Here is a 15,012-nt window from a genome sequence, read left to right as displayed (position 1 = left end):
ATATGTACAAACTGAAATTGAAATAAGGCAGGTGTTTGTAATTGCTTATAAAAAGAGTTAAGTTCAGCGATATATCAACTACTGTTTCAGCTGTAGCGACTATAGGTAGGATTAGATTTTATGATAAAAAAGGGGCTAAAATTAATTTTGGAAGAATAATTTCAAATAGTGGTAATTTGAAGTTTGAGACTGAAATTGCTTATTTAGATTCAATGGCACGCTATAGCGAGACATTTTATGATGCATTAAATGATGGGTATTATTCCATGATAAACGATAAATATGACGCTAGAATCAATATGCAAATCGTGTTTAAAGATCCCGTAACGATCAGTAAATTTGAATTAGATACTGCGGGGAGATATGCAGTACAATCTAATCTAAAGGTAGAGTTTTATAATACAAACGATGAATTGGTAAAGACCTACATCATAAATCCAACTGAATATGAGTTCTTTAACAAGGATTCTCTTCGATTAATAACAATACCTACACCCGAACTAGCTGACGATCAAAAATACTTCATTTTAAACGAAAAGAAAGCGAATGGAGTGACAAAAAGTTTTACTATAGAGAATAAGGAAGTCAGTGCAATTCCACTCTTCTTTGAGAAAGAATTTAACAACGAAATTAACAGTGTTGATGCATATAAAGCGTATTCAGCAGAGTACCCGATTGAACACGTTTTTAAAAACAATTCAATTGGTGACTATGGCTGTTTCTATGCTTCGGTCGATAATAGTAGTTTGCAGTTTGCACACCCAAGTATAAAAATTGAATTTAAGAAACCTAGATTGATTAATGCTGTAGAAATACAGTCAAAGGCGAAGATAAACGCACATATCACATTTGAGGGATATGATGAAATTAATAAAGAATGGAATCTTTTATTTGAATACAAAGCCATACTGATTAATGATTTTGGGAAGCTTCGAAAGGAATTTGATAACTCCCAATTTTATTGTTTATATAAAATCACGTTTTTAAATTTAAACAATACTAATGTGCAAATAAATGATATCAAGCTAATTGAATATCAATCCTATATTAAAGAGATATCTGCATCTTCACCAGAAGATTATAAGGAATATGGCATGAAAAATGGAGAATACCACTGCACAAGTCAAGTGCTAAAAAAAGTTGTTCAAAAAGAGAAAAATAAATATGGTAATGGCAATGTTTTCTCAAAGGTTTTTACGGATAAAAAAAAGAAATAAAGAGCATTACAATTTGATTGTGATGCTCTTTTTGATGAGGTGTGAATATGTTTGTACCAATACTTCCATTATTTAACGAAAAATATAGAATTAAGTTTAATTTCGAGATTGCTACTAGTGATTATTTTTATACTCCAAAATATGAATACAGCGAATATAACATGTGTGATGGAGACAAGAATACCGCATGGGCAAGTAGCACTTTTAAAAAAGTACATGCTAAATTCCAATTTCCAGCAGAATATACCCCCCGAAAGATATCAATGACCTCCTCTTCTGATACGTCAAAGTCTCCCAAGAGCTTTAGGCTCTATGGAGTACCTGATGATACACTGAATTTGATGAATACGTTTGGTCTGAAGCAAGTGGACGAAGAGCCAACCTGGATTGGTTGTACGTTGTTGTTGGATATAAAAAATGAAACATGGAAGGAACACGAAAAAAAGAATGGACATTCAAAAACGATAAAAAATATAGGATGCTTGTTCTTTATATGTATGAGAAACAAGGTGATTGGAATGGAAAATCGGAATATTCAATTGCAGACTTTCAGTGCTATGAATACATGGAGAATGAACGAAGCCTAATTAAGCGGAAATTCGATGGCAAGCATGTAGCTGTTACAAAACGAGTTAAAAATCCATTTGTAGGTTTCAGTTTCGATGATATTAATGAGAATCGAAATCGATTCAAGCTTCTACAAAATCGTTCTCTTGCTTCTATACATGGTATTTTTCGTCTATATTTAGTAAGAGGAGGGTATATCTTATTTGGTGACGATTATTATGGTGGAAAGTTGTACATGGAGTTCACTAAATATAATGATCTTGACCTTAGTATTGGATTAGTTGCTAAACACACTGACGACTATGGGGCATGGGGAGTAAATAATTTATTATTTAATTTTTATGCAAAAAACTTATATTTTTATGGAGCAGAGAAAATTGGTGAAAAAACTGTGATTTCATCTAGTTTAGTGGGTGGTGTTCGAAGAATTGGAATAGCAATGGATTTAGATAACAACATTTTCGAAGCTATTGTCGATGGGAAGAGTATAGGGAAAGTAAAAGTAAGAGAGTTACCCAAACCAGTCATACCAATTATAAGATGCGGCGGCTCTTCATCATTTGAGGTTGATTTACAAGCAGAAGCTAAATATATGCCTAAAGGATTTAAAAATATCATTTCAAAAAGAGAGTACGAATATGTCGTAGCGGAGCTAACTGAAAATGTATCTGCGATCGATTACGCGAAATATGGTATGCAAAAAGGACAGAAGATAGAATTCGACAAGCCCTATAACAAAGAGTTTGTTTGGAGTAAAAAGATGAGGCGTTGGGGATGGGGAAAGTTTTTAGTTATCAGTTTAAAGCAAGAGAGAATGTACAAGAAATCAAGTTAGATGAGGTGAAATAAATGAAGGAAGAAATTTATTCGCATGGATTCGAACACCCTGTACAAGTATATACAACTACGACTGAGACAGAAATGTACTTTCTCCAAATTCCAATCAATGAGTTGTCTTTATGCAGATTGAAATCGATTAAATTTAGAGGATTACCAAACGTCCAAACAAAAATGAAGATTGCTATCCTGCAAGAGACAAATAGGCACAGAGAATATAAAATACTCTTAGCTAGAGAGCTGATTAATGACGGCAAATATGGGGATGACATTTATTATTTTGAGGGCATTGATATCACCTGTCCTAAAGAAACGTTTCTAGCAATCATCTTCGATCAAAACACTAAAGTTCCAGCCGAAGGAGGTTGGTATAGAACTTATGTTCCTTGGGTGTACTCAAGATGCCTCAAAGTAAATTATGAAACAATCGCGGATGGTAGTATTATTGATATTTATAATTATCCAGCTAATGCAACATGGGAAATGCACTACCCGATAGAATTTGAAATTGAAACATACGAAACAAAACCGAAAAATTTTATTCATAGATGAATCGGGTGAATATAAAAGATACCAATTACCAAAATATATTGATCTATCTAAAGCCAATGAAAATAGCAAATATATTTATAGTAGTGACACACATATAAATCACCCCAATTCTTTGTGGAAAGTTTTTAACAATGAGGTCGATTCTGGTTGGGTGAGCGTAAATGGTAAAAATCAAATACGATTCATTACATATGACTTTGGAGTGCCTACAACAATAGATAGACTTGAGCTTGAAGCGTTACGAATTGCAGATAGTGTCAATTTCGGAATCCAGTATTGGACATTTCTTGGCTCAAACGATAACAACAATTGGACGCAACTCTATAAGTGTGATAGTAATTCGATAGGTGTGAATGGAGATGATTATAATTCATCGAATGGTAGTCACATTAGGTATGTGGATTTCGAAAAAATAAAGCCAACTTATCAATATTATAAAATTGAATTTGGAGATGGCTATCATAAAGCAGCACCATATGACTTTTCAGTTGGTGTTAAGCGAATTGGGTTAATGAAATTTGTCGAAGAAGGTTGGGAGACAATCGGCAGGGATATAACAGACAAGGACTTCATAACATACGGTATGTCTAAAAGTGAAGTAGAAGCTCTGTCAGCAGCGGAATTAAGTCAGTTAGATGGCGACTTTGAAGTGAAAATTTTCACTGAGATTCCTCAAAGTCAGCCAGTCTTAATTAAAGAGATGGAAAAAGGAAAATATCTTCCAAATCTTGTTGGTGATGAATTTGAAATCTTGAAGTATACAGAAAATCCTTTAGCAGAAGAGGTTGAGTTTATTGTCGAGGATAATGAAAAGAAATCATTAGCTGATTATTTTGAAAATAACGTTGAATTAAGTATCTATTCTGAGGATGGGAAGCCAGAAGTTGAGTTGGGAACAGAAGTCTCTCCACTAGATGAATATCAGGGGAATGACATTGAACTGCTGGAGTATAGTGATGTTAACCCTATTGCAGAAAAAATAGAAAAAAAGCAATTCGCAAATGACAGCTCTGAAAAGGTGGATGGATTGTATATTGATAGCTTAGAAGTAGATTTGAAGAATACAAGGGAGTTATTTAGGTAAACAAATAGGGGTGTGATTAAAAATGGGAAGAGGATTATACGCGCACAGCTTTAATGGGATTAAAGGGAATATTAGCACTGTATTGCCCGAAGGATGTGACGGTATTGCGAGAATAAATGGTGAAGTGTTTATCGCTCCAAATAACCAAAGTAAAATAAAAACTACATATATGTTTTAGACTTTTATTCCTTGACTATGAAAAGAAAGCTCCAACTAATGAGTCCTCTGTGGGGAAGCGGCCTGGGTACAGATGGAGCAAAGTTATTCGTCAGATTAGCTAATGACCCATACATGATAAAGGAAATTGATATACAGACTGGCGAAACGTTAAAGACAATGGTTAAACCAGAAGTCAACATTTCTGAAAAGGCTGCATCCTCATTTTACATTGACGCCAAACGGAACCTATTATATATGACAGACTATAAAAAAAGTGTCTATTGCTTCGATACAATAACAGGTAAGGAGTTGGCTGTAGTATCGTTTACAGATGGTTATCCAACAGGAGTAACAATAACAAATGGATTTTTTATTGTATCTGTATATAAAGGAAGTTCTCCGGCAAATGTTTATTATGCTAAAATACCTGACTATGAGAATTTTGGGGCAGAAGAGTTCTCCAAATTGAATTTTACTTTATACAATTATGGATCAGTCATTACAGGTTGTTGTTCGATTGGTTCTTACATGTTGTTTACAAAAGGTGATGTGAATATAGCATATCTGGATTTAGAAAAAATAATTGGGAAAGAAGCAAGCAGTGAGAGATTTCTAATTCACCATGATAACAAGTATAAAACATTTAATTTGGGTGAAAAAACGAAAAGTCTTACAAGTTTAGTACCTGTCATGACAACAAATAATTCAAATGGTATTGCAGCTTCAAGTCCACATGATGGGGCATATGAAGCATTTCGCGTATTTGACGGATTAAACAATACAGCATGGGTTACGGCGAAAACACAGGTAAGGTCATGGCTGTCTTATGAATTTGTTAGCCCAACTATATTTAATAGCTACGCATTGCTATCCAGAGAAGAAAACGTAGGCGAGTCACCAAGAGCATGGGATTTGGAAGCCTGGAATGGTTCAAGATGGATAACGCTGGATAAACGCAGAAACGAAGTGAATTGGAATAAAAACGAAGTTCGAACCTATCATTTTCCAAATACGAATCAATACAAAAAATTAGATGGAGATTTTATGAGAACAATGGGTCTGTACTTGGAGTTGCTTTAAGGGAAATTAAACTCTTCCATCTAATTGATAGTGGGTGGATCGAACTTTCAAAACCAAAACATATGAATTTTGTATATGCACATGGGATAAGTGATTTGAATCAGATTAAGAAGGAAGATTGGAGCTTACTCTCTGCTAGTAACTCGAAGGTTAAACTGCTGAGATATACGCACGATTTACTTTCCGATATGTCCGAAGACAACAACATCCTTTACGTTGCAAAGAATGCGTCAAGACGTGTAGTGAAAACTCAATTCACACCATTGAGTCAAATTTCTATTCCATTAGGAAACATCTCCATAAATGACGATGTTGAAAAATATACGATAGAGCTAACGAAAGAATATAAAGACAACATTCGATTATTTGTATCATTCGACAACGGCATGAAGTGGGAATCCTATCGTCAAGGGAAATGGAAGAGTCTCGATATCACTGACGAAAATGATATGAAGAAAAATGGAATGCGAACTTGGGAATTCGAATCGCTAAGAACTGAGGATTTCAAAACTAAAGCTATTTTTGGGTTTATTAAAATTGGGTTTATGTTCGATACAAAACTAAACGAAAAGGGATCTGTGGATGTCGATAGTGTAAAGGCAAGCATTAATACCTACATGAAAGGGGCGCGTGTAAGTGATGCATCTCTCTATATTTTAAATACAACTTCAACCATCAACCTTTCTTTTGTCGGTAACAAACTGTCAGGAACATTAAGTGACTATGATTTGGGCCTTGTTCAATATCGTGTATTCCTTAATGACAAACCCTATTATCCGCTTTCGGGCGAGTTTACGAATCTACATGGTTCTCCTGAGGCAATTGCCCTTAATATTAAAAACACGGAAGTCAAAATTGGTGAGAAGAACACTCTTGTTGTTGAATTCAAAGATTATTGGGGCAGCGTAGACTCATGGACGACTCACTTTATCGGAACCTATGCGGGATTGATGTTTAGCGACAACTTAGGAAAGTACTATACAACAGATATCGGGGAGATCCTGAAATACTGGAATACGGGTACGCTCGTTGCAGGACAGATCTCGAAAGAGAACAAAATTACGTTAACGAACATGTATGGTCACAAGGTTACGAATATTGAAGTGAAGGGAATGAATTCTGATTTACCTAACGGAGTTAGAATCGAATTATCGAAGGAGCAATTCCCATTCACGTCAGAAGAAGTGCTGAATTGGAATACAATACTAGACTACAATCAATCCGTGGAGTTCTTTGCCAGATTGGCCACTGAGCTGACAGCTAATTCGGTTCCGAGCGGAAAATTTGAAATTAGAGCGCGGGCTCAAAAAATCTAGTCCAATACAATGGAGTGATGGTAGGTGCAGGAGGAAGTTTATGATTTTAATGCGAACCTTTGGGTAGGTTATGCGCATGATGATGTAGAATCAAGCATGTATGTTAGACACTACGATGAACCAGTCAATACAATGGCCGGCAAATATGTACTGTATACGGGCAAGTATTTAGATATAGAATCCTACATGCTTGTATACAAGAAAGCCTATAGTGATTTGAACGCTTCTCTCATAGTCCGCGTACAAAGCAAGTCAGAGTTAGATTCGTTTGCGATGATTATGTATAAGGGGATTAGTGATAAACAGTCCACAATTGAGGCGATTGCCGGGAGTTTCATAGAGAGTGTCATCGAAGTAGCGCCCAACAATCGAATGTATGGCGATTATGAACTGTTCGAGGCGCCTAGAATTATTCAAGAGATAGCACCTGTAAAAGATGCTTTTACGAGAGATAGTGTCAGGTATCAGTCGCAGAACTGGGGCACTGAAAAACAAATGTTTGTCGGTAGGGATACGAGGGACTATGTAAATATTGAAAACTTCGAATCCTTTATCGAATTTGATTTGCATGCTTTAGGTACAGAAAAACTGATTGAAAAGGCTACGTTAAGATTATATTGTGCTGATGATAAAGTAGAAGGCATGGATCTCGAATTTACGACAAATAAAGAGTTCTGGAATGAAATCGGTATCACAGCAGCAAATGCTCCAATGCCCCTGGGTCTGATAACAAACAAGTTCCTTTACAATAAAAAAGAGCGATATATCGAAGTAGACATGACTGATATTGTACTAAAATGGTATCGTGACGAACAACCGAATTATGGTATAGGCATCAGATCGCAAGCGAACTCGTATGTAACATTTTTCACTAGGGAGTTAGGGCATAAGCAGCCAAAACTATTTGTACAATATATTGATTTATCTAAATCTTATACGGCATCTAGATACCTGTTCGACGCTGAGATGTTTGTCATTGGACGTGGTTTTAGCGACCTTAATGCTAGGATTAACGTTAAGAGCGATATCGGATTCAGCTGGCTGGATTCCTCTCTTTATGTGCATCAGGGGAATGTACCAATGCTTATGGACTACGATGCTGATATCTATGTAGCTAGACCGGAACTCCATTCTTCTATGTTTGTATATAAAACGGCTAAAAGCTATCGAGATGCAAGCTTGACGGTTAGATCGTTACTGCAATCTTCTGACGTAAAGACTCAAATGGATGCGAATAGACCTGAGCTCCAATCTGAAATGATTGTCGATAAGAATGCTTTTCTCCAAGCTACATTACAGACTAGAGCTTTTGTCGAGGATGATCCGCGGGCAAATATAGAATCGCAAATGGAGTCCAACAAGCCTGAACTCGGTGCAGTCATGGAAGTGTTTAGTTACAATGATTCTTTTGAAGGAATCATTCAGGCCAAGTCTTTAGAATATGATGATATTCCAGCATTCATTGGTGTGCCAACGAAAGAACAATATGATGATAAATCTTCCGTGATTTGGAGCAGTAGACCAGAGCTGCATGCAGAGATGTTTATCTATATAAAGGGCGAAAATGATTTAGATAGCTATATGGAAGTCTATGAGCATGAGGATATCGAGACAAGCATAGCTTCAAGCAGCCCTGAATTGGTTGCAACCGTATTAGCCCAAATCGTGACCAATCTGGAGTCTAGCATTGATGTTTGGGGTCATTCAACAATCGATTCGGTTCTTACGGTCAATGTGTACAAGGATATAGATGCCACAATTGATATCAAAGCAATCCATGAAGTTGAGGCTGAGATGACGAGCAGTAGACCAGAACTGTTTGGATACCTATTTAGAAGATATCAAGCGGACGTAGATCTTGTGTCTCAGACGACTTGTCGTCAAAGAGATGTTAATGATTTGCATGCAAGATTTGGCATTAGATCTCAAACAGGCGGGGCCTATTATTTCATAGTTTAGAATGAAGCAATCGCAACTTAAAACGCAAAGAGGAGGTTTCGTCATACCTCCTCTTTTTTATGTTCTTTTCATGAAATTTTCGAGTTCTTATCACTTTATAGATTAGAAATAAAATGATACATGCAAGCAAGAGGGTGGTTATGTTTGGAGGCACTGCAAGTACTGATTCCGGTTATTACAGCATTAGTAACAGCTATATTTACTTTCGTTGCAACAAAGAGTACTAATCGCAAGGATGTTACGATTAGCGACCGAAAGGCATTAAGCGAAGATGAGAAAGCATTTAGATTAGAGCTGAAAGAGATTATAAATAGCTATAAAACCGATCTGGAGGAAGCAAGAGAAGAGATTCGAGTACTCAGCGAGGAAGTCGCACAGCTTCACAAAACAAATCTCGAACTGACTTTAGAAAATAAAAGACTGCAAGTAAAAGTCGATGACTTGCGTGTAGAGCTGCAATCTTTTCGAGGTGGTCAACATGAAATGGATTAAAGATGGATTGTCGTTGGATGAAACCAAAGTTTCAGCACTTATTATCGGATTTTTTTGCACATTAAGCATGGCTTTGTATCAAGCGTGGCATATCGGGGACATATCGGACAATATGCTGATGCTGCTCGCTTATGAGCTGGGGGCGTTTACAGGCATTAAATGTGTGGAATCGTTTGCGTTCGCGCCCGGCAAAAAAAATCAAAAAATAACTATTCTGAAACAAGGGCTGAAAGTCTGCCATAAGCAAGACACATATCGTATCGGGGGAATGAATGATGTTTAAAATGAAATACGAAATTGGTAAGCAATACCTTACACCTAAGACACAAAGACGGCCAGGGTTACCAATGCCCTATGTTGGGTTTATCGTAAGCCATGATACCGGCAATGATGGCAGTACTGCTTCAGCAAATGTAAAATATTACGAAAACTCGCACAATGAAATGTCCGCATCCGCACATACATTCATTGACGATAAACAAATTATCGAGTGTATTCCAGCCACAACAGCTAAGCCCGAAAAAGCATGGCATGTAAGATATAACGTAAAGAGGGATAATGAATTATTTGGGGGCGACGCAAACGATATTGCGATTGGAGTAGAGTTATGCTTCTCGTATAAGAGAGGCTCCGTTAATAATCAAGAAGCTTACAAACGGTATGTGTGGTATCATGCATATCTGTGCCATACATTCAATCTCGATCCCCACAAACATATAGTAGGACATGATGAATTGGATCCAGATCGCAAAGTGGATCCTTTTAAAAATGCTTTAAAGCTCATGGGAATTCGTAAAGAGCATTTCATTCAAGATGTGCAAAATGAACTGAAATCATGCACTCAAGTGAGTAAAAATGATGGAGAATCGAAAGGTGTGAAGAAATTGGACAAACTTGCAGTAGCAGAAGCACATAAAGCCATTGACCGACTAGCGAAGGAAGGGATTCTTTCTAGTCCTGACTATTGGAAAGCACGTGTGGAAGACAGTCTCCCTGTATGGGCGTATATGATTATGGAATATCGTAAAATCAAATAATAAATAGGCATCAATATATAATATGAAGTTGATATCTGCTGATTCTAAGTAAGAAGTAATACATGAATGAGGTTTATAATGATATAATGTTTCTCTAGAAAAATGTAATTTAGTACGAAGTAATACAGTAGATTTATACTCTATATTGCATGGTCATCATGCCTCTTATTACTTTGAACATGTCTAACTCTGAAAAGAAGGAGTATAGTTAGGTTATGAATCAAGCTGTTACCAACAATAATGAACGAGGTAAACAACCTCATCTGAATACAGAGCGGTTTTATAGAAAAACACGAATCGAAAAATCAACAAGGAATTATACGATCAGAAGTCTTTATAAAGAGTGGAGAAGAGATCGATCATTGATCAGTCAGAATCAACATGATGAGATTGTTCTTCGTTTCGATCTGGCAATCCAAAGGAATGCAACCTGGAATGATCATCAGCGGAGTGATTTAATCCATTCTTTGATTTATGGATATTATATTCCACCCGTGCTTATCCAGGATTCAGAAGACGGGAAAAAGTGGTTTTTGGATGGAAAACAACGAATAACAACGATCATGAGCTTTATTGACGGTGCATGGAAGTTGCATAAAAATACAGAAGATGTATATGGTCATCAAATTGCAGGGTGCAAATTCAAGGATCTGCCTCAAGAGATGCAAGATGAAATACTGGATGAATCCATCACCATCGTCAAAATAGAAAATATGACGGATGAAGAACGCGATAAGATGTTTGTAAAGCAAAATAGTGGGACGCCCCTGTCTAAAATAGAATTAACAAGAGCGAAGCATAGTGATTTAATCAGATCCATTAATGATTTGTCAAACCTGCATTTCTTCAAAGAAGATGTAAGATTGTCGAAACGTGCCAGAGTTCGGTTTGTAGATCAAGAAATGATATTACAAATCTTTATGCTGTTTGAAGAGGGCGTAGCTAAAATTAAGGGCTTCGGTGCAAAAAATATTGAAGAATATGTTCTTGACTTAAAGAAAAAAGAGCGGGTTTTGAATCAAAACATTACTGATAAAATAAAGAAGATCTCAATGTATCTTACGGAAGCTTTTGTTTCGTTCGATTCAAATGAAAGAAAAAAAGCACTGAAAAAGACCCATATACCGATTATTTTTTGGTGTGCAGAGGAAGCGATGAACCAATCCTTACAACCGGAGTTATACGGTGAGTTTATTCGTAGCTTTTTGGTTACATGTTATCGTGTAGAGAGTGAATATGGGAAGTCGTGTCAAGCAGGGGCACCTAAAAAGGAGAACGTACTGAAGAGAATTTCGGAAATGTCAATAGCTTTAGAACGATTTATATCTATTGTTCAGTCTAATTTGGATGTAGAGGAAGCAATCGTACAGTTGGATGCGTCGCTATGCATATGATTGTTGACAAAATGTCGAAATGAATTAGAATGTGAGAGACAGAATAGTGTGAAATTAAATATGTATAAAAGTTACATGTCAGGGTATTGAGGTGGTGCTCAGTACCCTTTCTTTTAATTAAAGTGTCATATATAATAAAAATAAGTAGTACTTTATTTAGTTAATACCCATTGAATAAAATGTATAAAGGAGGTCAGAGATGGATATTTATAACTCAGAAATTAAAATGAAATATCTTGAGCAATTTGATAACTTAGATACAAGAGAAGTCTACTCCAGATTATTTAAAAAAGCAGTAGATATAGAAATAAAGCTCCAACGGGATTTATATGATTTTCGTGATGACGAAATTGAAGATTTTATTGAAAATATGCTCAAACCGAAAACAAAAGAGAGTGCACGAACATATTGTAATGTTCTATCTTCCTACATACAATGGGCGATGGATCATAATTATTCAAGGAATTTTATTAATCCTTTACGACGTAAACAAGAATATTTTTGTTCCTTTGTGAAAGAGTATAAAAAATATATAAGTTATGACGAAAAACAGGCGATCATCCATTCATTAGTGAATAAGCAAGATAGTTTTATTATTGAAGCTTTATGGAACGGTATTCAAGGAACCCAGGTTAAGGAATTGACTAACTTACAAATTTCAGATTTCGACATCGATAAGAATAAAATTTATATAAGAGATGAGAAGGGAAATATCGCTCGAATCATTTCTCCAATAGATCCATTTATTTTTAGCATGGCGGTACTGACGAATCAGGAGCAGTTATATTATAAATCCAATGGAGGAATTGATTTTTCAAGTAAAGTTAGAGACTCAATTCCGCTTCCGAACTCACCTTATATATTAAAAGGTGCAATAAATAATAATGAAGAGAATCGCGATAAAGTTAAGTTTTATACGATTTACAATAGACTGGAAACGATTAAAAAAGTAGATGGATTAGAGGAGTACAGCGAGGCTCTTACTACCAAAAATATTGTGCGGAGCGGTATGATATACGTGGCTCTACAGATTTTAAAAAGAGATGGGAGCCTGGACAGGAAGCAGATCGAAGAAGTATGCGATTTTTATAATATGAAATATAAATGGTCTCTTCGTGATTTTTTGAATATAGAAACGATCAGATCCCTATATCCTAAAGAAATAGACGAGATAAAGAACGCAATGGATTAAGCGACGCCCATTGCGTTTTTTAGTACGTCTATTTCTTATTAAAGAGATGAATAAATTGTCAAATGGAAAGCTAGAATATAGCAACAAAAATTTGACGGTAAGTATTGTATGGGATATAATTGGCATATAAATATACAAACATATGTTCTCATTTTGTTGCAGACATCATTGTAATGGGGGATAAATAGTGGATAATTTTGACGATATTATATTACACGAGTTAGGATGTAAAATGGGATTTAGAGGGAAAATGTTAACTGACTTAAAATCAGTCATTGTTGATGAAGAAACATTGCAGCAATTTTATAATTTTATAATCCTATATGGTAGTGAATTATCGAAACCAATGATTGTTCATAAGTTCATCATACATATAAAGGAAAAATTATCCTACAAACAATATCACGAATTTGAAGAAAAATATAAGGAATGCGTTTTAAAAATGGAAAAGATTAATATAATAAGAAGATTATTTGTTAATATAGAAAATAATGAGGGGATAGAAAAGGTTTTTCACTGGATTGATAATCAGAATGTAAGTTTAAAACAAGTGTACAATGCAGTTATTACATATAGAAATGACTTTAATGTGAATGAAATTATAACGCTAATTGAGCATTTGCATATAAACAAGGGTTATAAAAATCAATTTAAGAAAGCAATTATATAATAGTTAAAAATTAGATGAGAGGCAAAATGATTATGGATAAAAATACAACGTAAATGTATTGGATCAAAGCCGATACAAAAAACCTATTGACGGAAATTCTAGCAGGGAATATAATCTATTTACATTTAAAACTAAATAAAGTACTGATGTGTATTAAGATAACATAAGGCGGAGGTGATGAACGTGATCAAATACGAAATAGAGGAAGGTATAAATAGTTTTAACTTATTTTTAAAAGATGATGACAACAACGTAAAAGTCTTGATTGCGGTTATTTTTAATGATGTACATGCACGAATTATTAATCGAAAAATGAACGAGTATGTTACCTCTTCAGCAAAATCATGATTGACCCATACCAAAAAGGGAGGACTATATTATGTTTTATCGTCATTATGAAGGCAATGAATGTTATTTGCTTGGAATTGTGAAACCTGATCTTAGTCACAAGCAAGCAGATAAATACTTTGAGGCCATACATACTGAATCCGGGAAACATTTGAATGTATTTCTTTATAAAGGTGCTTTCCATGTGGATTCAAATGAGTCACTTGCTCTTTATATTGATGCCCAAGGCAGACATTGGGTACAACCGAAGGAATTATTTTTGGGTTCAGTAAAGGTAGATGAACAAGAAGTACGACGCTTCTCCCCGTTTAACCAAAGAAGCAATGATTATTAATTATTAAAAACCATAAAAAGTACAGAGGTGTATGTTGTGGAGAATAATAAAAAACGGTATTACAAAATTGGTGAAACTGTGTGGATGAAAAAAGAAAAAGATTCGGAATCGTGAAAGAACTAAATATTAAGCCTTCCGAAAAAAGTATGAGTTAGTTATTGAAGAAAAAATAAACAATGAAAACAAAACAATGTGTGTAAACGTGTGGGATGTTGATAAGGATAAACGGACAACTCGAAATAAGAAGCTCTGTGATACCGTACTGTTTGCGAAGGTGAGAAATACAGCGATTTTGCCTAGTTTCATTAATGTCGATGCAAGCTACGATATTTATGTAGATATTAAAAATGCAGTGTTGAATCCAAAAGGAAAATCAATTAAAGATCCTGTAAACATTCAACCGAATGAAGTCGTATTTTTACCTACTGGAATAGCATCTTCTTTGTTAAGCAAGTATAGATTTGCACTGAAAGAAAATAATGATTCTTCGAGCTGTTCCTTGTCGGTACTATCAGGAATCATTGATGCTAATTATCGGGAAGAGTGGTTTATTGCCATTCATAATTTGGGATCTAAAAACGTTATATTGACATCAAGTGTGAATGAAATTATTGAAACGAATGAACATATTTATTTTCCAGCAACAAAAGCAATTGCTAAAGCAGTAATAGAAATATGTCCTAAAGTAAGAACGAAAGAGGTTACATATGAACAACTCTGCAAAATACCTACTTTCAAGATGAATCAAAGTTCAATTTAAAAAGCGATATCAAT

General features: G+C 35.3%; 17 protein-coding genes. All 17 read left to right on the top strand.

The window, feature by feature from the left end:
- The first annotated feature begins 41 nt into the window (after window positions 1–41).
- Window positions 42–1,217: a hypothetical protein gene (locus PAV_RS18550; RefSeq protein WP_005548925.1), complete on the top strand. Its 1,176-nt coding sequence runs from the start codon at window positions 42–44 to the stop codon at window positions 1,215–1,217.
- 47 nt (window positions 1,218–1,264) lie between these two features.
- The gene (locus tag PAV_RS18545) at window positions 1,265–1,804 is read left to right on the top strand and encodes a hypothetical protein (RefSeq protein ID WP_040736146.1); all 540 of its coding nucleotides are present in this window, start codon (window positions 1,265–1,267) and stop codon (window positions 1,802–1,804) included.
- Window positions 1,711–2,619, top strand: a complete 909-nt coding sequence (locus PAV_RS18540) for a hypothetical protein (protein ID WP_167549040.1) — start codon at window positions 1,711–1,713, stop codon at window positions 2,617–2,619. The genes PAV_RS18545 and PAV_RS18540 overlap by 94 nt, the downstream gene beginning before the upstream one ends.
- Window positions 2,620–2,633: 14 nt before the next feature.
- Window positions 2,634–3,173 carry a hypothetical protein gene (locus PAV_RS18535; protein ID WP_005548922.1) on the top strand — a complete coding sequence of 180 codons (540 nt, stop codon included), beginning with the start codon at window positions 2,634–2,636 and terminating at the stop codon, window positions 3,171–3,173.
- Entirely contained in the window at window positions 3,130–4,257 is a 1,128-nt protein-coding gene (locus PAV_RS18530; protein ID WP_157266982.1) for a discoidin domain-containing protein, read from the top strand. Before PAV_RS18535 ends, PAV_RS18530 begins: the two co-directional genes overlap by 44 nt.
- A 216-nt stretch (window positions 4,258–4,473) precedes the next feature.
- Window positions 4,474–5,496, top strand: a complete 1,023-nt coding sequence (locus PAV_RS18525) for a discoidin domain-containing protein (protein WP_040736142.1) — start codon at window positions 4,474–4,476, stop codon at window positions 5,494–5,496.
- A 95-nt stretch (window positions 5,497–5,591) separates the two neighbouring features.
- Window positions 5,592–6,812, top strand: a complete 1,221-nt coding sequence (locus tag PAV_RS18520; protein WP_157266979.1) for a hypothetical protein — start codon at window positions 5,592–5,594, stop codon at window positions 6,810–6,812.
- Between the two features lie 24 nt (window positions 6,813–6,836).
- Window positions 6,837–8,771 carry a CBM96 family carbohydrate-binding protein gene (locus PAV_RS18515; RefSeq protein WP_005548918.1) on the top strand — a complete coding sequence of 645 codons (1,935 nt, stop codon included), beginning with the start codon at window positions 6,837–6,839 and terminating at the stop codon, window positions 8,769–8,771.
- 144 nt (window positions 8,772–8,915) lie between these two features.
- Window positions 8,916–9,263 (top strand): hypothetical protein, encoded by a 348-nt coding sequence (locus PAV_RS18510; RefSeq protein ID WP_005548917.1) that lies wholly within the window; start codon window positions 8,916–8,918, stop codon window positions 9,261–9,263.
- Window positions 9,250–9,546 carry a hypothetical protein gene (locus PAV_RS35555; protein WP_005548915.1) on the top strand — a complete coding sequence of 99 codons (297 nt, stop codon included), beginning with the start codon at window positions 9,250–9,252 and terminating at the stop codon, window positions 9,544–9,546. Before PAV_RS18510 ends, PAV_RS35555 begins: the two co-directional genes overlap by 14 nt.
- Window positions 9,539–10,300: a peptidoglycan recognition protein family protein gene (locus tag PAV_RS18500; protein ID WP_167549039.1), complete on the top strand. Its 762-nt coding sequence runs from the start codon at window positions 9,539–9,541 to the stop codon at window positions 10,298–10,300. The genes PAV_RS35555 and PAV_RS18500 overlap by 8 nt, the downstream gene beginning before the upstream one ends.
- Before the next feature lie 215 nt (window positions 10,301–10,515).
- The gene (locus PAV_RS18495; protein WP_005548912.1) at window positions 10,516–11,694 is read left to right on the top strand and encodes a DUF262 domain-containing protein; all 1,179 of its coding nucleotides are present in this window, start codon (window positions 10,516–10,518) and stop codon (window positions 11,692–11,694) included.
- 199 nt (window positions 11,695–11,893) lie between these two features.
- A complete protein-coding gene (locus PAV_RS18490; RefSeq protein ID WP_005548910.1) occupies window positions 11,894–12,886 on the top strand; it encodes a phage lytic cycle repressor MrpR family protein in 993 nt (330 codons plus the stop codon).
- A gap of 187 nt (window positions 12,887–13,073) precedes the next feature.
- Window positions 13,074–13,556, top strand: a complete 483-nt coding sequence (locus tag PAV_RS18485; RefSeq protein ID WP_005548909.1) for a hypothetical protein — start codon at window positions 13,074–13,076, stop codon at window positions 13,554–13,556.
- 183 nt (window positions 13,557–13,739) lie between these two features.
- Window positions 13,740–13,904, top strand: a complete 165-nt coding sequence (locus PAV_RS34775; protein ID WP_157266973.1) for a hypothetical protein — start codon at window positions 13,740–13,742, stop codon at window positions 13,902–13,904.
- 31 nt (window positions 13,905–13,935) lie between these two features.
- Window positions 13,936–14,238, top strand: coding sequence for a DUF1653 domain-containing protein (locus PAV_RS18480; protein WP_005548905.1), 303 nt, complete (start codon window positions 13,936–13,938; stop codon window positions 14,236–14,238).
- A 202-nt stretch (window positions 14,239–14,440) separates the two neighbouring features.
- Complete coding sequence (locus PAV_RS18475) at window positions 14,441–14,998, top strand: dCTP deaminase/dUTPase family protein (RefSeq protein ID WP_157266971.1); 558 nt, start codon at window positions 14,441–14,443, stop codon at window positions 14,996–14,998.
- Window positions 14,999–15,012: the final 14 nt, after the last annotated feature.

Source organism: Paenibacillus alvei DSM 29, from assembly GCF_000293805.1.
GTDB classification, from domain to species: Bacteria; Bacillota; Bacilli; order Paenibacillales; family Paenibacillaceae; genus Paenibacillus_B; species Paenibacillus_B alvei.
This window is presented reverse-complemented; position numbering and strand designations above follow the sequence as displayed.

Excerpts from the sequence above, each read along its gene's own strand:
- PAV_RS18495 (WP_005548912.1), top strand. The coding sequence starts at position 10,516 with ATGAATCAAGCTGTTACCAACAATAATGAACGAGGTAAACAACCTCAT.
- PAV_RS18490 (WP_005548910.1), top strand. The coding sequence starts at position 11,894 with ATGGATATTTATAACTCAGAAATTAAAATGAAATATCTTGAGCAATTT.
- PAV_RS18500 (WP_167549039.1), top strand. The coding sequence starts at position 9,539 with ATGTTTAAAATGAAATACGAAATTGGTAAGCAATACCTTACACCTAAG.
- PAV_RS18480 (WP_005548905.1), top strand. The coding sequence starts at position 13,936 with ATGTTTTATCGTCATTATGAAGGCAATGAATGTTATTTGCTTGGAATT.
- PAV_RS18535 (WP_005548922.1), top strand. The coding sequence starts at position 2,634 with ATGAAGGAAGAAATTTATTCGCATGGATTCGAACACCCTGTACAAGTA.
- PAV_RS18525 (WP_040736142.1), top strand. The coding sequence starts at position 4,474 with ATGAGTCCTCTGTGGGGAAGCGGCCTGGGTACAGATGGAGCAAAGTTA.
- PAV_RS18545 (WP_040736146.1), top strand. The coding sequence starts at position 1,265 with ATGTTTGTACCAATACTTCCATTATTTAACGAAAAATATAGAATTAAG.
- PAV_RS18540 (WP_167549040.1), top strand. The coding sequence starts at position 1,711 with ATGTATGAGAAACAAGGTGATTGGAATGGAAAATCGGAATATTCAATT.
- PAV_RS35555 (WP_005548915.1), top strand. The coding sequence starts at position 9,250 with ATGAAATGGATTAAAGATGGATTGTCGTTGGATGAAACCAAAGTTTCA.